At 55.1% G+C, this 17,997-nt stretch carries 15 protein-coding genes; 8 read left to right on the top strand and 7 right to left on the bottom strand.

Going from position 1 to position 17,997, the window contains the following annotated elements:
• Positions 1 to 17: 17 nt before the first annotated feature.
• Together yhdP and tldD are read left to right on the top strand one after the other, a co-directional pair.
• Entirely contained in the window at positions 18 to 3,815 is a 3,798-nt protein-coding gene (gene yhdP, locus ABIE11_RS19000; RefSeq protein ID WP_429185130.1) for an AsmA2 domain-containing protein YhdP, read from the top strand.
• 86 nt (positions 3,816 to 3,901) lie between these two features.
• A complete protein-coding gene (gene tldD / locus ABIE11_RS18995) occupies positions 3,902 to 5,347 on the top strand; it encodes a metalloprotease TldD (protein ID WP_100778690.1) in 1,446 nt (481 codons plus the stop codon).
• A 60-nt stretch (positions 5,348 to 5,407) separates the two neighbouring features.
• Here tldD and ABIE11_RS18990 read toward each other — a convergent pair whose 3' ends face one another.
• On the bottom strand, positions 5,408 to 6,022 hold the full coding sequence (locus tag ABIE11_RS18990) for a YagU family protein (protein WP_102105516.1): 615 nt from the start codon (positions 6,020 to 6,022) through the stop codon (positions 5,408 to 5,410).
• Positions 6,023 to 6,296: 274 nt separating this feature from the next.
• Positions 6,297 to 7,223, bottom strand: coding sequence for an HTH-type transcriptional activator AaeR (gene aaeR, locus ABIE11_RS18985; RefSeq protein WP_095283622.1), 927 nt, complete (start codon positions 7,221 to 7,223; stop codon positions 6,297 to 6,299).
• 180 nt (positions 7,224 to 7,403) lie between these two features.
• Here aaeR and aaeX point away from each other — a divergent pair, with 180 nt between their 5' ends.
• The 5 genes from aaeX (at position 7,404) to ABIE11_RS18960 (ending at position 12,406) form a co-directional block, all read left to right on the top strand.
• Positions 7,404 to 7,607 carry a p-hydroxybenzoic acid efflux pump operon protein AaeX gene (gene aaeX, locus ABIE11_RS18980; protein WP_102105515.1) on the top strand — a complete coding sequence of 68 codons (204 nt, stop codon included), beginning with the start codon at positions 7,404 to 7,406 and terminating at the stop codon, positions 7,605 to 7,607.
• Between the two features lie 7 nt (positions 7,608 to 7,614).
• The gene (gene aaeA, locus ABIE11_RS18975) at positions 7,615 to 8,547 is read left to right on the top strand and encodes a p-hydroxybenzoic acid efflux pump subunit AaeA (RefSeq protein WP_102105514.1); all 933 of its coding nucleotides are present in this window, start codon (positions 7,615 to 7,617) and stop codon (positions 8,545 to 8,547) included.
• A 5-nt stretch (positions 8,548 to 8,552) separates the two neighbouring features.
• Positions 8,553 to 10,520: a p-hydroxybenzoic acid efflux pump subunit AaeB gene (aaeB, locus tag ABIE11_RS18970; RefSeq protein ID WP_420171754.1), complete on the top strand. Its 1,968-nt coding sequence runs from the start codon at positions 8,553 to 8,555 to the stop codon at positions 10,518 to 10,520.
• A 110-nt stretch (positions 10,521 to 10,630) separates the two neighbouring features.
• On the top strand, positions 10,631 to 12,085 hold the full coding sequence (locus tag ABIE11_RS18965; protein WP_100778695.1) for an NAD-dependent succinate-semialdehyde dehydrogenase: 1,455 nt from the start codon (positions 10,631 to 10,633) through the stop codon (positions 12,083 to 12,085).
• Positions 12,086 to 12,133: 48 nt separating this feature from the next.
• Positions 12,134 to 12,406 carry a barstar family protein gene (locus tag ABIE11_RS18960; protein WP_100778696.1) on the top strand — a complete coding sequence of 91 codons (273 nt, stop codon included), beginning with the start codon at positions 12,134 to 12,136 and terminating at the stop codon, positions 12,404 to 12,406.
• 67 nt (positions 12,407 to 12,473) lie between these two features.
• Here the strand turns inward: ABIE11_RS18960 and yhcN (ABIE11_RS18955) are convergent, their stop codons facing one another.
• The 3 genes from yhcN (ABIE11_RS18955) to argR all read right to left on the bottom strand — a co-directional run bounded on the left by yhcN (ABIE11_RS18955) (position 12,474) and on the right by argR (position 13,959).
• Positions 12,474 to 12,740, bottom strand: a complete 267-nt coding sequence (yhcN, locus tag ABIE11_RS18955; RefSeq protein ID WP_100778697.1) for a peroxide/acid stress response protein YhcN — start codon at positions 12,738 to 12,740, stop codon at positions 12,474 to 12,476.
• Between the two features lie 109 nt (positions 12,741 to 12,849).
• Positions 12,850 to 13,113: a peroxide/acid stress response protein YhcN gene (gene yhcN, locus ABIE11_RS18950; RefSeq protein WP_047347671.1), complete on the bottom strand. Its 264-nt coding sequence runs from the start codon at positions 13,111 to 13,113 to the stop codon at positions 12,850 to 12,852.
• 375 nt (positions 13,114 to 13,488) lie between these two features.
• On the bottom strand, positions 13,489 to 13,959 hold the full coding sequence (gene argR / locus ABIE11_RS18945; RefSeq protein ID WP_100778698.1) for a transcriptional regulator ArgR: 471 nt from the start codon (positions 13,957 to 13,959) through the stop codon (positions 13,489 to 13,491).
• A gap of 405 nt (positions 13,960 to 14,364) precedes the next feature.
• On the opposite strand from argR, the gene mdh reads away from it, so the two are divergent.
• Positions 14,365 to 15,303, top strand: a complete 939-nt coding sequence (gene mdh, locus ABIE11_RS18940; protein ID WP_100778699.1) for a malate dehydrogenase — start codon at positions 14,365 to 14,367, stop codon at positions 15,301 to 15,303.
• 54 nt (positions 15,304 to 15,357) lie between these two features.
• On the opposite strand, the gene degS is transcribed toward mdh, so the two are convergent.
• Positions 15,358 to 16,425 carry an outer membrane-stress sensor serine endopeptidase DegS gene (degS, locus tag ABIE11_RS18935; RefSeq protein WP_100780807.1) on the bottom strand — a complete coding sequence of 356 codons (1,068 nt, stop codon included), beginning with the start codon at positions 16,423 to 16,425 and terminating at the stop codon, positions 15,358 to 15,360.
• Between the two features lie 89 nt (positions 16,426 to 16,514).
• The gene (degQ, locus tag ABIE11_RS18930) at positions 16,515 to 17,882 is read right to left on the bottom strand and encodes a serine endoprotease DegQ (RefSeq protein WP_107702752.1); all 1,368 of its coding nucleotides are present in this window, start codon (positions 17,880 to 17,882) and stop codon (positions 16,515 to 16,517) included.
• Between the last annotated feature and the right edge of the window lie 115 nt (positions 17,883 to 17,997).

Raw genomic sequence — 17,997 nt, 5'->3', positions numbered from 1 at the left:
CTGACAAGGAGAGATGCGTGAGGCGATTGCCAGGAATTTTACTGCTTACAGGGGCAACGCTTGTCGTCATTGTCGCGTTGCTCGTGAGCGGGCTGCGCCTCGTGTTACCGCATCTCGACAGCTGGCGCCCGCAGGTGCTGGCAAAGATCGAAAGCGCCACCGGCATTCCCGTTGACGTCAGCCAGCTGAGTGCCAGCTGGCAAAATTTCGGCCCAACGCTGGATGTCCGCGATATCAACGCGAGCCTGAAAGACGGCGGTCATCTCAAAATCAAACGCGTGACGCTGGCGCTGGATGTCTGGCAAAGTTTGCTGCACATGCGCTGGCAGTTTCGCGATCTCACCTTCTGGCAGCTTCAGTTTCTGACCAACACGCCTCTAAACCAGGGCGATAACAGCAAAGGCATCGAGACCAACCGCTTCAGCGATCTTTTTCTGCGCCAGTTCGATCATTTCGATCTGCGCGACAGTGAAATCAGTTTCATTACCCTCTCCGGCCAACGGGCCGAACTGGCGATTCCGCAGCTCACCTGGCTTAACGGCAAAGATCGCCATCGCGCGGAAGGGCAGGTGAATCTCTCCAGCCTGAACGGGCAGCACGGCATCATGCAGGTGCGCATGGATCTGCGCGACGACAACGGCCTGCTGAACAAAGGCAAAGTCTGGCTGCAGGCCGACGATGTGGATGTCAAACCCTGGCTGGGCAAATGGATGCAGGATAACGTGGCGCTGCAAAGGGCGCGCTTTAGTCTTGAAGGCTGGCTGACGCTGGCCGACGGTGATATCTCCGCAGGGGATGTGTGGCTGAAGCAGGGCGGCGCGGCGTGGAAAGGGGATACGCAATCCCATGATATGTCAGTCGATAACCTGACGGCACACGTCACCCGTCAGGGCGACAGCTGGCAATTCTCCATTCCCGATACCCGTATCACTATGGACGGCAAAGCCTGGCCGCGCGGCGCATTAACGATGGCGTGGGTGCCTGAGCAGGAAGTGGGCGGCGTGAACAACAAGCGCAGCGATGAGCTGCGTATCCGCGCCAGCAACCTCGATCTGGCAAGTCTCGACGGTTTACGGCCTATCGCGAACCGCATATCAACTGCGCTCGGCGAAGTCTGGGAAGCCACACAGCCGAGCGGCCAGATCGACACCCTGGCGCTGGATATCCCTCTGCAGGCCACAGAAAAAACCCGTTTCCAGGCCTCGTGGAAAGCGCTCTCCTGGAAGCAGTGGAAGCTGCTGCCCGGTGCCGAACACTTTGGCGGAAAGCTTGAGGGCAGCGTCGAAAACGGCAGACTGACGGCGGAAATGAATGACGCCAAAATGCCATACGAAACGGTTTTCCGTGCGCCGCTGGAAATTGAAAAAGGCACTGCCATTCTTAACTGGCTGAATAACGAGAAAGGTTTTCAGCTTGATGGCCGTGATATCGACGTAAAAGCCACCGGCGTTCACGCGCGCGGTAATTTCCGCTATCTGCAGCCGGAAGGTGATGAGCCATGGCTGGGGATTCTGGCCGGTATCAGCACTGACGATGGCGGCCAGGCCTGGCGCTATTTCCCGGAAAACCTGATGGGAAAAGCGCTGGTGGACTACCTGAGCGGCGCGATTCAGGGCGGTCAGGCCGATAATGCCACGCTGGTTTATGGCGGCAATCCGCACCTGTTCCCGTACAAACACAACGAAGGCCAGTTCCAGGTTCTGGTGCCGCTGCGCAATGCGACTTTCGCCTTCCAGCCCGACTGGCCAGCGCTGAAAAACCTCAATATCGAACTGAATTTCCTGAACGACGGGCTGTGGATGAAATCTGACAGCGTCGCGCTGGGCGGCGTAACCGCCAGTAATTTGAGAGCGGTGATTCCGGATTACTCGAAAGAGAAGCTGCTGATCGACGCGGACATTAACGGGCCGGGCAAAGCCGTCGGGCCTTATTTCGAAGAGACACCGCTGGATGATTCGCTGGGCGCTGCGCTGCAAGAGCTGCAAATCGATGGCGATGTGAATGCCCGTTTGCATCTCGACATCCCGCTCGATGGCGAGATGACCACCGCCGAAGGCGATGTGGTGCTGAACAACAACAGCCTGTTCATCAAGCCGCTAGATAGTACGCTCAAGAACCTGAGCGGCAAATTCAGCTTTGTGAATGGCAATCTGAAAAGCGGGCCGCTGAAAGCCAACTGGTTTAATCAACCGATTAACGTGGATTTCAGCACCACCGAAGGTGAAAAAGCCTATCAGGTCGCCGTCAATATGGATGCTAACTGGCAGCCCGCGCGGATGGACGTGCTGCCAAAGCCGGTGGCCGAATCTATCGACGGAACGGTTGCCTGGAACGGTAAAGTGGCCATCGACCTGCCTTATCGTGGAAGTGCGCACTATAAAGTCGACGTGACCGGCGATCTGAAGAATGTAAGCAGTCACTTACCTGCACCGCTGGATAAGAAAGCCGGTCAGCCACTGCCGATGAACATCAATGTGCAGGGCGATCTAAACAACTTCGCTCTCACTGGTAATGCGAATGGTACAAATCACTTTAACAGCCGCTGGTTGCTCAGTCGCAAACTGACCCTCGACCGGGCCATCTGGACCACGGACAGCCGCACCATTCCGCCACTCCCTGAGCAGCCAGGCGTTGAGCTGAACCTGCCCGCGATGGACGGCGCCGAGTGGCTGGCGATGTTTAACAAGGGTGTTGGGCAAAATGTGGATGAAGCTGCCCAGTTCCCGCAGCGCGTGACCGTCCGTACGCCGTCGCTGACGCTGGGCGGACAGCAGTGGAATAACCTCAGCATTGTCTCTGAGCCAACCCTCAACGGGTCGACGGTGGAAGCGCAGGGCCGTGAGATTAACGCCACGCTGACGATGCGTGACAACGCGCCATGGCAGGCGGCGATTCGTTATCTTTACTACAACCCGACGACGGCCACGAAAGGGCAAACGGGAGCGGCTTCGCCGTTAGCCGAGGTTTCAAAAGTGGATTTCAGCGGCTGGCCGGATTTACAACTGCGCTGCGCGGAGTGCTGGCTGTGGGGTCAGAAATATGGCCGCATCGACGGTGATTTTGCCGTGAAGGGCAACACCCTGAGCCTCGCGGGCGGCCTGATTGACACCGGCTTTGGGCGTCTGACGGCGGACGGAGAGTGGGTGAATGGCGCGGGCGAACAGCGCACCTCCCTGAAAGGTAGAATCAAGGGCAACAAGCTGGATGCGGCGGCGAATTTCTTTGGCGTCAGCACACCGCTGCGCGGCTCTTCCTTCGATGTTAATTACGATCTGCACTGGCGCGCCGAGCCGTGGAAACCGGACGAAGCTACGCTGAACGGCATCCTTAAAACCAATCTGGGCAAAGGCGAAATCGCCGACGTCAGCACTGGCCACGCCGGGCAGCTTTTACGTTTACTGAGCTTTGACGCGCTGCTGCGCAAACTGCGTTTTGACTTCAGCGATACCTTCAGCGAAGGGTTCTATTACGACTCTATTCGCAGTACGGCGTGGATCAAAGACGGCATTCTGCACACGGATGACACGCTGGTGGATGGCCTGGAGGCCGACATCGCCATGAAAGGCTCGGTAAATCTGGTGCGTCGCGAACTGGATATGGAAGCGGTCGTTGCGCCGGAGATCTCGGCGACCGTCGGTGTCGCTGCCGCATTCGTGGTCAACCCGATTGTGGGCGCCGCGGTGTTTGCCGCCAGTAAGGTGCTGGGGCCGCTGTGGAGTAAGGTCTCAATCCTGCGCTATCGCATTACCGGCCCGGTCGATAAGCCGCAGATTAATGAGGTGCTCCGTCAGGCGCGCAAAGATGCACAGCAATGATTTGACGCGGGCGAGTAATTGCCCCACTCTCATAAATAATGAATTTTTTTACCGCCCTCGGGCGGCAACGAACGAGTAGCAAAACGATGAGTCTGAACCTGGTAAGTGAACATTTGCTCGCAGCGAACGGCCTGAGTCATCAGGACCTGTTTTCCATTCTTGCCCAACTAACCGAGCGTCGCCTCGATTACGGCGATCTCTATTTCCAGTCGAGCTACCACGAATCCTGGGTTTTAGAAGACAGCATCATTAAAGATGGCTCTTACAACATCGACCAGGGCGTCGGTGTTCGCGCCGTAAGCGGTGAGAAAACCGGCTTTGCCTATGCCGATCAGATTAGCCTGACTGCGCTGGAGCAGAGCGCCCAGGCAGCGCGCACTATCGTGCGTGAAGCGGGCGATGGTCGTGTGAAAACCCTCGGCGAAGTGCAGCATTCTGCGCTCTATACCAGCATCGATCCGCTGCAAAGCATGACCCGCGAGGAGAAGCTGGATATCCTGCGCCGCGTGGACAAAGTGGCTCGCGCGACGGATAAACGCGTTCAAGAAGTGTCAGCCAGCCTGAGCGGTGTGTATGAACTCATTCTGGTGGCTGCTACCGACGGTACGCTGGCCGCTGATGTGCGCCCGCTGGTACGTCTGTCTGTCAGCGTGCAGGTGGAAGATGACGGTAAACGCGAACGCGGATCCAGCGGTGGCGGCGGTCGTTTTGGTTATGACTGGTTCCTGGCCGATGAAGACGGCGATGTTCGCGCAGATGCGTGGGCGAAAGAAGCCGTACGCATGGCGCTGGTGAATCTCAATGCGGTAGCGGCCCCAGCCGGTACGCTGCCGGTGGTACTGGGCGCAGGCTGGCCTGGCGTGCTGCTGCACGAAGCGGTCGGTCACGGCCTGGAAGGCGATTTCAACCGTCGCGGCACCTCCGTATTCAGCGGTCAGATGGGCGAGCTGGTGGCCTCGGAACTGTGTACCGTTGTGGATGATGGCACCATGACCGATCGTCGTGGGTCAATCTCTATCGATGATGAAGGGACGCCGGGGCAGTACAACGTGCTGATCGAAAACGGCATTCTGAAAGGCTACATGCAGGACAAACTCAACGCGCGTCTGATGGGCGTTGCGCCAACCGGGAACGGGCGTCGCGAATCCTACGCACATCTGCCGATGCCGCGTATGACCAACACCTATATGCTCGCAGGCAAATCGACGCCGCAGGAGATCATCGAATCCGTGGATTACGGGATCTTCGCGCCAAACTTCGGCGGTGGCCAGGTGGATATCACCTCCGGCAAGTTTGTCTTCTCGACGTCCGAAGCCTATCTGATTGAAAAAGGCAAAGTCACCAAAGCGGTGAAAGGCGCTACGCTGATAGGCTCCGGTATCGAGGCGATGCAGCAGATTTCGATGGTGGGTAACGATCTGAAGCTGGATAAAGGCGTGGGCGTCTGCGGTAAAGAAGGCCAGAGCCTGCCGGTAGGCGTCGGTCAGCCGACGCTGAAAGTGGATAATCTGACCGTCGGCGGTACCGCCTGACCTGAAGTCTTATTGAAAAAATGGCGCGTCTGAAAAGGCGCGCCATTTTTTTTGCGACGCTTATCGCGCGCTGTTTAGCGGCACCTCAGGATCGGGCTCGCGAGTGATGCGGTTACGTAAATCACGACGGATAATTTCAATCGACCAGAACCAGATCAGGTGACCCACTATCTCGGAAACGTGCTCGTACCACGGAAGATCAAACAGTGGCGGTGTCAGCCCCATCAGCGGGAACGAAATCATATGAACAAATAGCTGCGCTAATGCCCCGGCGAATAAACCCTGCCAGAGCTTTATTTTCGGAAAGACTTCCGCAACAACGCAATAGCCTACGGCGAACACGATTGAGAAAATAATATGTGTCACGCCAACCCAGTTGAATATATGTCCGGCAAATGTATAAACCGCAGCGTTAGGGTCGACGACGCCCAGCCAGTCGCGGAGAAATACATAGGGTGGATTCAGGAAATTACGTGAGCAATCAATTTGGCTGGCGGCTCTGATTAATTGCTCTGGCCCGCATGCGGCGCTGAATAAATCGGTTGGACTGCGCGGAGGAAGAGGAACTTCGGCGCCCCATTTGACAAAGGCGGAGACAATCCCGGCGATCAGCCCAATGAACGCGGCGAGTCCGTAGCGCCTGCGTGAAGGCGGTGTTTGTTCGAATAGATTCATATTTATTCCTTGTTTAAACAAAATCCTGAGAAACGTTATTTTTATGAAGTATTTATTTAACAACTCTATAACCGTCTGATATTTGCATAGAACAGGTTTCAGACAATGAGTACGATAAAGGTCACAAGGCAAATATGTCAATTCGCCATTATTAATAGAACTCAGTGGAATATCTTAATTGCGCCGGAACGGACTGGGGGGGTATTTATCTCTGACAGGAGGGCAGGGGCCAAATTCCAATAATCATTTGACCTCTCTGCATTTACGGGGCGGCTTACTCTTTTCTTCTGCCCCGCATTCCCTGATAAAGCTCCGCCACTTCCACAAAATAGTCCGTCAGATAGTTAATACAGACCTGGACCTTGAGCGGCAGTTTGTCCTTTTCCGTATAGAGGGCATACACCGGACGGGGATCGGACTGGTAGCGCGGGAAGAGGATCTCCAGCTCACCGCTGTTGATCTCATTGATCACCCACATCAACGGCACGTAGGCGATGCCTGCCCCGGCGACCAGCCAGCGGGAGATGGTCATAGGATCGTTCGTCACGAACCGCCCCTGCGGCAGCAGTTTGGTCGACAGCCCTTCCGGGGCAATCAGCTCAAACTCGTTGTCCGGACGCACGCTGTACTCCAGCCAGGAGTGATTGCTCAAATCGGCTGGTTTTTCCGGCACGCCAAACTGCGCCAGATAGTTTTTAGAGGCGCAGACGACCATCGGCATACTGCCCAGGCGACGGGAGAAGAGGCTGGAATCCTGCAGCGCACCGACGCGGATCACGACGTCCAGACCGTCGGCGATCAGGTCTGGCGCAGGGATGCCGGTGACCAAATTTACCGCCAAACCTGGATACTCTTTGAGCATTTCCGCCGTCATACTGGCGAGGACATTTTGTGCCATAGTTGAAGAACACCCGATCCGCAGCGTGCCGATGGGGGTGTTATTGAAGGCATAGAGTTGCTCGTGCACGTCCTGGACTTCGTGCAACATCCGACGACAGCCCTGGTAATAGATTTTTCCCGCCTCCGTCAGCCCAATGCTGCGGGTGCTGCGGTTGAGCAGCTTGACCTGAAGCTCATCTTCCAGTTTCGACACCGTCTGGCTGATGGATGAAACACTCATCTGAAGCTGTCGGGCAGCGGCGGTAAAGGAGCCAAATTCGACGACTTTGGCAAACACAGACATGCGCTTTAAACGTTCCATTGTTCACTCTGGCTTAAAAGTGATTTAGATCACATATTATAGATAACAGCATAACAGTTACGTTAATATATTATTACTGACATAACAGCTTCACCATTCCCGCCCGGCTTTTCTTGCCCTTCTGCGATGGTGTGAGCTAAACAAAAACTGTCGCCTGCACGCGTTCAAATCAAGGTCAACATGAGTCTGTTTCCCGTTATCGTGGTATTCGGTTTATCGTTCCCACCGATTTTCTTCGAACTAATTTTATCACTGGCGATTTTCTGGCTGGTGCGCAAGGTGCTGGTTCCGACCGGCATCTACGATTTTGTCTGGCACCCTGCACTGTTTAATACCGCGCTGTATTGCTGCCTGTTCTGGCTTGTATCGCGCATGTTTGTCTGAGGTAGATGTGAAAACACTAACAAGAAATATCTCCCGTACCGCCATCACCGTAGCGCTGGTGGTCCTGGCGTTCATCGCAATTTTCCGCGCCTGGGTGTTTTACACCGAGTCACCCTGGACGCGTGACGCGCGTTTCAGCGCGGATGTGGTGGCCATTGCCCCTGACGTCGCCGGGCTTATTACCGCGGTTAACGTGCGTGATAACGAACTGGTGAAAAAAGATCAGGTGCTTTTCACCATCGATCAGCCTCGCTACCAGAAAGCCCTCGAAGAGGCTGAAGCAGACGTCGCCTACTATCGGGCGCTGGCCACGGAAAAACGCCGTGAAGCCGGACGACGTAACCAGCTGGGCGTACAGGCCATGTCTCGTGAAGAGATTGACCAGTCTAACAACGTATTGCAAACCGTTCTGCATCAGCAGGCAAAAGCCGAAGCGACGCGCGACCTGGCGAAACTGGATCTGGAACGTACGGTGATCCGTGCGCCGTCTGACGGCTGGGTGACCAACCTCAACGTCTATACCGGTGAATTTATCACTCGCGGCTCCACCGCCGTGGCGCTGGTGAAACAGCACTCTTTCTATATTCTCGCCTACATGGAAGAGACCAAACTGGAAGGGGTACGTCCAGGCTATCGCGCCGAAATCACGCCGCTGGGCAGCAACCGCGTGCTTAAAGGCACGGTCGACAGCGTAGCCGCAGGCGTCACCAACTCCAGTGCCACCCGCGATACCAAAGGGATGGCAACGGTTGATTCTAACCTTGAGTGGGTTCGTCTAGCGCAACGTGTGCCGGTGCGTATTCGTCTCGATGACGAGCAGGGTAACCTGTGGCCGGCCGGCACCACGGCGACGGTGGTGATCACCGGTGAGAAAGACCGTAACGGCAACAACGACTCCCTGTTCCGTAAAATCGCGCATCGTCTGCGTGAGATTGGTTAATTGTGATGGGTATTTTCACCATCGCCACCCAGCACGTTCGCTTCGCCATTAAGCTGGCGTGCGCCATCGTGCTGGCGCTGTTTGTCGGTTTTCACTTCCAACTGGAAACTCCGCGTTGGGCGGTACTGACAGCGGCGATTGTTGCTGCGGGCCCGGCCTTCGCGGCGGGCGGCGAACCTTACTCGGGTGCCATCCGTTATCGCGGGATGCTGCGTATCGCCGGAACGTTTATCGGCTGTATCGCGGCACTGACGATCATTATCACCATGATTCGCTCTCCGCTAATGATGCTGATGGTGTGCTGTATCTGGGCGGGTTTTTGTACCTGGGTTTCCTCGCTGGTGAAGGTGGAGAACTCCTACGCCTGGGGCTTATCCGGTTATACCGCGCTGATCATTGTGATCACCATTCAGAGTGAACCCCTGCTTGCGCCGCAGTTTGCTCTTGAGCGTTGCAGTGAGATTGTCATTGGGATTGTCTGTGCGATCGTTGCCGATCTGCTTTTCTCGCCGCGCTCCATCAAGCAGGAAGTCGATCGCGAGCTGGATGCGCTGATTGTTGCCCAATATCAACTGATGCAGCTGTGTATTAAACACGGCGACAGTGAAGAGGTGGACAACGCCTGGAGCGCGCTAGTGCGTCGCAGCACGGCGCTGGAAGGAATGCGCAGCAACCTGAATATGGAATCCTCCCGCTGGGCGCGCGCTAACCGACGCCTTAAAGCGATCAACACGGTCTCCCTGACGCTGATCACCCAGGCCTGCGAAACCTACCTGATTCAAAATACCCGTCCCGAGGCGGTCACGGATACCTTCCGTGAGCTGTTCGCAGAACCCGTCGAAACGGTGCAGGATGTGCGCAAACAGCTGAAGAGAATGCGACGAGTCATTGTCTGGACCGGTGAGCGCGACACGCCTGTCACCATTTACAGTTGGGTAGGTGCGGCGACGCGCTATCTGCTCCTCAAACGCGGCGTGATCAGTAATACCAAAATCAGCGCTATTGAAGAGGAGATTCTACGAAGCGAAGTGGTCATCAAAGCCGAGTCGGCAGAGCGCCACCATGCGATGGTGAACTTCTGGCGTACGACTATCGCGTGTGTGCTCGGCACGCTCTTCTGGCTGTGGACGGGCTGGACGTCGGGTGCGAGCGCGATGGTAATGATTGCAGTGGTGACTTCGCTGGCGATGCGTCTGCCAAATCCACGTATGGTGGCGGTCGATTTTCTGTATGGCGCGCTAGCGGCGCTCCCCATCGGGGCGTTCTATTTCCTCGTGGTGCTGCCCTCCACCCAGCAAAGTATGCTGCTGCTGTGTATCAGTCTTGCGGTGCTGGCGTTCTTTATCGGGATTGAAGTGCAGAAGCGTCGTCTCGGATCTTTGGGCGCACTCGCCAGTACGATCAACATTCTGGTGCTGGATAACCCGATGACCTTCCACTTCAGCCAGTTCCTCGACAGCGCGTTAGGCCAGCTGGTGGGGTGTTTCCTGGCGATGATGGTCATCCTGCTGGTGCGTGATAACTCCCATGCGCGTACCGGACGTGTGCTGCTGAACCAGTTTGTCTCGGCGGCGGTATCTGCGATGACCACCAACACCGCGCGTCGCAAAGAGAACCATCTGCCGGCCCTGTATCAGCAGCTGTTTTTATTGCTGACGAAATTCCCTGGCGATATTGCCAAGTTCCGCCTGGCGCTGACGATGATCATCGCGCACCAGCGTCTGCGCAATGCACCGATTCCGATCAACGATGATCTGTCGGCATTTCACCGCCAGCTGCGTCGCACGGCGGATCATGTGATTTCGGCCTCGTCGGACGATAAGCGCCGCCGCTACTTTGGCCAGTTACTGGAAGAGCTAAACATCTACCAGGAGAAACTACGGCTATGGGAAGCACCGCGGCAAGTGACGGAACCGGTACAGCGACTGACGGATGTGCTGCATCGTTATCAGAATACACTTACCGACAGCTAGTTGGCTCTGCACAGCCGACAAACACACCGTAAAAACCGACGCCAAAAGCGTCGGTTTTTTTGTGGCTATACTTATTCTGGCAGGCTCTTAAACCCAGATCAGGAGGACACATGACCACCCAGGCACTCCAGGACAATGCGCTTTTTCAAACCGGATATCTGGTAGACGGCATATGGAAAACGCTGGATACCACTTTTGATGTGCTCAACCCGGCCACGGGCGATGTCGTCGCGAAAGTCGCAAAAGCAGGTAAAAAAGAGACCGAAGAGGCTATCGCGGCAGCCAGTCGCGCCTTCCCGGCGTGGCGAGCGAAAACGGCGAAAGAGCGTTCGGCGATCCTGTACCGCTGGTACGAACTGATCATTGAGAACAAAAGCTGGCTTGGACGGCTGATGACCACCGAACAAGGTAAACCGCTAAAAGAGGCGGAAGGTGAAGTCGAGTACGCCGCCAGCTTTATCCAGTGGTTTGCCGAGCAGGCGAAACGCGCTAACGGCGAAATCATCCCCCCCATCAAACCCGGCTCACGCATTCTGGCCACCCGCGAACCCATCGGCGTGGTGGCGGCGATCACGCCGTGGAATTTCCCGATGGCGATGCTGACCCGCAAACTCGGCCCGGCGTTGGCCGCAGGCTGCACCGGCGTCATTAAACCCGCTAACAACACACCGCTCAGCGCTTTTGCGCTGCTGACGCTGGCGAAAAAAGCCGGTGTCCCTGATGGCGTGCTCAACGCCGTCGCCGGGAACACCCACGAGATCAGCGATGCCATCATGGCCAGCCACGAGGTGCGGAAAATCTCGTTTACCGGTTCGACTGCCGTGGGCAAAACGCTGGTGCGTAATGCCGCAGAAACCATGAAAAAAGTCTCCATGGAGCTGGGCGGTAATGCGCCGTATATCGTCTTTGACGATGCTGATATTGAAGCCGCCGTGAAAGGGGCGATTGCCAATAAATTCCGTAACGCCGGGCAGGTGTGTGTCAGCGTGAACCGGTTCTATATTCAGGAATCCGTCTACGACGCCTTTGTGACCAAACTCGCTGATGCGGTAAACGCTCTGAAAGTGGGGAACGGCCTGGAAGAGGGCGTGGTGGTGGGGCCACTGATTGAACCTAATGCGGTGAATAAAGTGCGCGAACACGTTGAGGATGCGGTCGCAAAAGGTGCAACGGTGCTGGCAGGCGGTAAAGCGCATTCGCTCGGCGGTAATTTCTGGCAGCCAACCGTGTTGGGCGAGTGTCATGAAGGGATGAAACTGGCTGAGGAAGAGACCTTTGGCCCGGTTGCCGCCTGTTTCCGCTTTACCTCAGAAGAAGAGGTGATCCAGCGTGCGAACAACACGCCGTTTGGCCTGGCGGCTTACTTCTATACGCAAAATCTTTCGCGCGTTTTCCGCGTATCGCAGGCGATTGAGAGCGGCATGATTGGCATTAACGAATGTGCGGTCTCGACCGAGCTCGGCCCATTCGGCGGTGTGAAAGAGTCGGGACTGGGTCGGGAAGGATCGGTTCTTGGGCTGGAAGAGTTTCTGGAAGTTAAAACCCTGCATATCGGGGGATTATAATTATCGTCAGGGCGGCGCAGGCCGCCTTTCTGGACGGGGTGGCGGGCAATGAATATCTATACGTTTGATTTTGATGAAATCGACAGTCAGGAAGACTTTTACCGCGAATTTTGTCGCACATTTGGATTAGAACAGGCAAAGGTAACGGATCTGGATTCGCTGTGGGACGTGGTGATTGGCGATGTCTTACCCATGCCGCTGGAGCTGGAGTTTATCCACCTGCCGGATAAGCTACGCCGACGCTTTGGCGCACTGGTTCTGCTGTTTGACGAGGCGGAAGAGGAGCTGGAAGGGCAACTACGCTTTAACGTTCGTCACTGATTTCAGACATAAAAAAGCCCCTGACAAAGCGTCAGGGGCAAGTCGTATGATGAGATACGACGAGGGTTTATTTGTACAGCTCAGCCGTTGCATGCCAGTGGTCACCCTGATTTAGCTCGGTGACACGATAGCTGCTTGCGCCTGCTTTTTCAGCTTTAGCCGCCAGCTCCTGGCGGATATCCATCGGAGAACCCGCGACGGAAGATACGGATACACTACCCATTGATTGCAGATTTTGCGCTTGCTCAGCATTCACCTGATGCACAGCTGCGCTGGCACCGAAAGAGAGAACGGAAGCTAAGCCTAGGGTTGCGATGATTAATTTGGTGTTCATAGTCGTACTCCTGAATGTGTTTCCTCGACGGCGAGAAGGGTTATACCGCTATTTTTATGCCTGGTGCCGTTGAGTCGATAATGTCGTTACTACTTACTATTGATAAAACTTATTTGTACAGCTCAGCCGTTGCGTGCCAGTGGTCACCAGAACGCGCTTCGATGATGCGATAAGAAGACGCACCCTGCTCTTCGGCTTTCTTATTCAGCATTTCGTGCATGTCCATCGGAGACGTACCGATTGCACCTACAGATACGGTGCCGATGGCCTGGCGAGATTGTGCCTGATCAGCGTTGATAGAGTCGGCAGCAAATGCACCGAATGACAGGACAGACAGGACGCTCAGAGCCGCTACAGTTGTTTTGATTTTCATGATTGTTTACCTCGTCGAATTTATTGGGGTCTTTCGTTTCGTGACCCTCATCACAAAATCAAGTATACACTAATCACGCTAAATATTAATACCACGCTAATTGTTTCATGGGTAATTACGTGTTAACTGGTCACGTTTTTATAACTAAATTGCATAGAATTGACCGTTTTTTGGTCACAAAGATAGTCGATATATAAGTAAATCATAGGCATAACGAACTTTGATTTTTTGTGCGATCTGTTGATAGATCATTCGCTGGATGAATGAAAAGAGGCAGGTAAAAGCACTATTTGCAAAAGTAAGCACAACAGAATGGGGACGTAAACAAGGCGGGGGGCAGAACATTCCCCGCTGCCTGAGCAGCAGGGAAGGGGATTACAGCTCCTGTTCGAACAGCATCAGGATAGCTTCGTAGAGATCTTTAACGGAAAAACCGTTCGCTGGCGTAGTAAAGATGGTGTCATCCCCCGCGATGGTGCCGAGGATCCCTTCCGCTTTACCCAGTGAATCGAGCAGGCGGGCGATTAACTGCGCCGCACCCGGGCTTGTGTGGATCACGACCACCGCGTCGTTGTAATCAATATCCAGCACCAGGTTCTTCAGCGGGCTGGAGGTGGTCGGCACACCCAGTTCGGCGGGCAGGCAGTAAACCATTTCCATTTTGGCGTTGCGAGTACGCACCGCGCCAAACTTGGTGAGCATACGGGAGACTTTCGACTGATTAATGTTCTCGAAACCTTGTTCCTGTAAAGCCAGAACAATCTCTCCCTGAGAACTGAATTTCTCTTCTTTGAGCAGCGCTTTAAACGCTTTCACTAATTCTTCTTGTTTTGACGAGCTTCGCATAAGTCACCCGGAATATGACGATAGAAACAACATTATTATGCATGTGGATGAATTTTTATGCAAATATTCTGCCCTGAACCAGGCTGAAATAATGTTATGAAAGGGAGTGATTTTATCAAATTTCGTTATCAGAAAACATGCCTACATCACGGCGCGTAAATAACCTTAAAAGTAAACTAAATGTTATCAAAATGATGTTGTTTTGCTGGCGAGTGAGGGTGTATTGTAACCACCGTCTTGATTGGCTACTTCGTTGCCGCAGTTTGCTGGAAGCATTCTGGCAAAGGTGAAAGACGCGTGACCTCAAATTCTTTAGCTACGAAAATTGTAATTATTTACCTGCTGAATTAATGTCGCCGCAACGGAGTAACAGATATTAAAGTTAACCATAATAAGGAGTTTAGGATGAAAGTTGCAGTCCTCGGCGCTGCTGGTGGTATCGGCCAGGCGCTTGCCCTACTACTGAAAACCCAACTGCCTTCAGGCTCAGAACTCTCTCTGTATGATATTGCTCCGGTAACCCCAGGTGTGGCGGTTGACCTGAGCCACATCCCAACAGCTGTGAAAATCAAAGGCTTCTCCGGTGAAAACGCACGTCCGGCGCTCGAAGGCGCAGACGTCGTGCTGATCTCCGCGGGTGTTGCACGTAAGCCTGGTATGGACCGTTCCGATCTGTTCAACGTCAACGCCGGTATCGTGAAGAACCTGGTCCAGCAGATCGCAGAAACCTGCCCGAAAGCCTGTATCGGTATCATCACTAACCCGGTCAACACTACGGTTGCTATCGCAGCAGAAGTGCTGAAAAAAGCCGGCGTTTACGATAAGAACAAACTGTTTGGCGTGACCACGCTGGACATCATCCGTTCCAATACCTTCGTGGCTGAACTGAAAGGCAAACAGCCTTCCGACATCGAAGTGCCGGTTATCGGTGGTCACTCTGGCGTGACAATCCTGCCACTGCTGTCCCAGATCCCAGGCGTGAGCTTCTCCGAGCAGGAAGTGGCTGACCTGACCAAACGCATCCAGAACGCGGGCACCGAAGTGGTGGAAGCGAAGGCGGGTGGCGGTTCTGCAACCCTGTCTATGGGCCAGGCGGCTGCACGTTTTGGTCTGTCTCTGGTTCGCGCGCTGCAAGGCGAGAAAGGCGTAGTGGAATGTGCGTATGTGGAAGGTGACGGCGAGCACGCCCGCTTCTTCTCACAGCCACTGCTGCTGGGTAAAAACGGCGTTGAAGAACGTCAGTCAATCGGCAAGCTGAGCGCGTTTGAACAACAGGCGATGGAAGGCATGCTTGATACGCTGAAGAAAGATATCACCCTGGGCGAAGAGTTCGTTAACAAGTAAGCGAATGCCAGGCGATAAAAAACCGGAGCCATGGCTCCGGTTTTTTTATGCCGCTTAGTTGGTGGACGGATATTCCTGAATAGTGACCTGAATGGTCAGCTTCTTATCATTACGCATGACTTCCACCGGAATGATAGAACCCGGGCGAATCTCTGCCACCTGGTCCATTGTCTCCAGCGCGGATACTGCCGGGATACCGTTCACCGACACAATCACGTCATTAACCTGCAGTCCTGCCGCCGCAGCCGGGCCACCTGGGGTGACTTCGTTCACGACGATGCCCTGAATCTGATCGATGCCGCCACCCTGCGTATGCAGCGGCGCGATTTCACGTCCACCAATCCCAATGTAGCCACGGATCACGCGACCGTCGCGGATGAGCTTGTCCATGATTTTGGTTGCCAGCTGGAAGGGGATCGCAAAACCGATGCCTTCCGGCGTTTCACCATCGTTGCTCTTATCAAAGGAGAGGGTGTTGATGCCCATCAGTTCGCCGAGGGAGTTCACCAGCGCGCCGCCCGAGTTACCGTGGTTGATGGAGGCATCCGTCTGCAGGAAATTCTGCCGTCCTGACGGATTCAGGCCAATACGACCGGTGGCACTGATAATCCCCTGGGTAATGGTCTGGCCCAGGTTATAGGGGTTACCGATTGCCATCACCACGTCGCCGATATGCGGCGTGCGCTTGCGGTTAATCGGAATCACCGGTAAGCCACCGCTGGCGGTAATTTTCAGCACCGCCAGATCCGTCAGGCTATCCGAACCGACCAGCAGGGCTTCAAAAACGCGGCCATCCTGCAACGCCACAATAATTTGATCGGCGTCGTTGATAACGTGCTTATTGGTAATGATGTAGCCGCGCTCGTCCATAATTACGCCGGATCCTAGGGTGCGGATCTCGAGCTGATTATTGGCGGAACTGTTGAGGCCGCGGTTATAGACGTTCACCACGGCGGGTGCCGCCCGGCGAACGGCCTGGTTGTAACTCACTGGCGTCTCATCCGTACTGTCGAACTGAGGCGCCGCCAGCTTATTGAACTGACGTAATGAGGGCATTGCAGCCAGTAATAAACCGCCAACGACCAATCCGATGGCGACGGAGCGAAATAGCTTAAGAACCATGATGCGGGCGTCGTTAATTGAGAAACGGTTGCAGCATAACATGACTTAATCCGGACATCACACGCAGCGGTGATGTCCGGGGTCAGTGCTTAGCGTAATAAGATGTAAAGCGTGTCGTTGCCGCGAACAATTTGCAGCGCAATCACCGTCGGTTTGCTCTCCAGCACTTTGCGCATTTCTGCTATCGACTGCACGCGGTTGCGGTTCACCCCAATGATCACGTCATCCTGATGCAAGCCAGCCTGTGCGGCCGGGCTGCTCTTCTCGACGCTTTCAATGGTGATGCCTTTGGTGCCATCTTTGAGCTGCCCGTCACTCAGCGCCGCGCCTTGCAGTGCAGGGGCGATCAGCTCGGCGCTGGCCGATGCAGAGGTGCTCTTATCCAGCGTGACTTCCACGTCGAGCGGTTTACCGTCGCGCAGCAGGCCGAGTTTCACTTTGGTGCCTGGCTCTGTGGTGGCGATGCGCGAGCGCAGCTCCGCAAAGCTGTTCAGCGGCTTACCGTTCAGGCTTACAATCACATCGCCCGATTTCACGCCCGCCTTCGCCGAGCCGGAATTGGCCAGCACTTCGCTGACGAACGCCCCGCGCTGGACGTTAAGATTGAACGCTTTCGCAATATCAGCGCTCATCTCCATGCCTTTGATACCCAACAGCCCGCGTTTGATTTCGCCGGACTCAATCAGCTGTTGCGCCAGGGTTTTCGCCATATTGCTGGGGATAGCGAAACCGATGCCGATGCTGCCGCCGCCCGGTGCGAGGATCGCGGTGTTAATCCCGATCAGCTCGCCGTTCAGGTTCAGCAGGGCACCGCCGGAGTTGCCGCGGTTAATGGAGGCGTCGGTCTGGATAAAGTTCTCCAGCCCTTCAAGGTTCAGCCCGCTGCGGCCAAGCGCCGAGACAATCCCGGAGGTCGCGGTCTGGCCTAAGCCAAACGGGTTACCGACGGCCACGGCAAAATCGCCAACGCGCAGTTTATCGGAGTCGGCGATCACAATTTGCGTCAGATTGCTGGGATTTTGTATTTGCAGCAGCGCGATGTCGCTCTGGTCATCGCCGCCAATCAGTTTGGCGTCAAACTCACGACCATCGTTCATCTGCACGCTGATTTTGTCGGCCTGGCTGATGACGTGGTTGTTGGTCAACACGTAGCCTTTCGCCGCGTCGATCACCACGCCGGAGCCAAGCCCTTCAAAAGGTTGCGCTGGCTGGTCCGGGCCTTCTTCGCCAAAGTATTTTTTTAGCTCTTCCGGCACGCGCTGGCTTTGCGCGGCGGTGCCTTCCACCTTCACGCTCACCACCGCAGGCAGCACTTTTTCAAGCATCGGCGCCAGGCTCGGAATGGCTGCCGCACCAGGCACTTGCGAAGGAAGCGCCGCGGCCGCAGGCCAGGACGCCGTCAAAGATAACCCGACACTTAACGCTATCGCGCTTAACAGCTGGTTTTTTTTCTTCATTGATGCTGGCTCTCGTTGCCTGGAGTAAAGGAAAATCGGCCCAAAAACAGTCTGATGTTATTGAATTTCAAACCACTGAACAATGAGGTAATTGACTAAATAATAGCTGGGAAGG

Source organism: Lelliottia sp. 489 (genome assembly GCF_050435885.1).
GTDB classification, from domain to species: domain Bacteria; phylum Pseudomonadota; class Gammaproteobacteria; order Enterobacterales; family Enterobacteriaceae; genus Enterobacter; species Enterobacter nimipressuralis.
Note: the sequence above shows the minus strand (reverse complement) of the source record. Positions and strands in the feature narration are given on the sequence as shown.

Bases quoted from the DNA above. Each gene is read 5' to 3' on its own strand.
- tldD (WP_100778690.1), top strand. From the start codon at position 3,902: ATGAGTCTGAACCTGGTAAGTGAACATTTGCTCGCAGCGAACGGCCTG.
- ABIE11_RS18990 (WP_102105516.1), bottom strand. From the start codon at position 6,022: ATGAATCTATTCGAACAAACACCGCCTTCACGCAGGCGCTACGGACTC.
- aaeR (WP_095283622.1), bottom strand. From the start codon at position 7,223: ATGGAACGTTTAAAGCGCATGTCTGTGTTTGCCAAAGTCGTCGAATTT.
- aaeX (WP_102105515.1), top strand. From the start codon at position 7,404: ATGAGTCTGTTTCCCGTTATCGTGGTATTCGGTTTATCGTTCCCACCG.
- aaeB (WP_420171754.1), top strand. From the start codon at position 8,553: ATGGGTATTTTCACCATCGCCACCCAGCACGTTCGCTTCGCCATTAAG.
- ABIE11_RS18965 (WP_100778695.1), top strand. From the start codon at position 10,631: ATGACCACCCAGGCACTCCAGGACAATGCGCTTTTTCAAACCGGATAT.
- ABIE11_RS18960 (WP_100778696.1), top strand. From the start codon at position 12,134: ATGAATATCTATACGTTTGATTTTGATGAAATCGACAGTCAGGAAGAC.
- yhcN (WP_100778697.1), bottom strand. From the start codon at position 12,740: ATGAACACCAAATTAATCATCGCAACCCTAGGCTTAGCTTCCGTTCTC.
- yhcN (WP_047347671.1), bottom strand. From the start codon at position 13,113: ATGAAAATCAAAACAACTGTAGCGGCTCTGAGCGTCCTGTCTGTCCTG.
- argR (WP_100778698.1), bottom strand. From the start codon at position 13,959: ATGCGAAGCTCGTCAAAACAAGAAGAATTAGTGAAAGCGTTTAAAGCG.
- mdh (WP_100778699.1), top strand. From the start codon at position 14,365: ATGAAAGTTGCAGTCCTCGGCGCTGCTGGTGGTATCGGCCAGGCGCTT.
- degS (WP_100780807.1), bottom strand. From the start codon at position 16,425: ATGGTTCTTAAGCTATTTCGCTCCGTCGCCATCGGATTGGTCGTTGGC.
- degQ (WP_107702752.1), bottom strand. From the start codon at position 17,882: ATGAAGAAAAAAAACCAGCTGTTAAGCGCGATAGCGTTAAGTGTCGGG.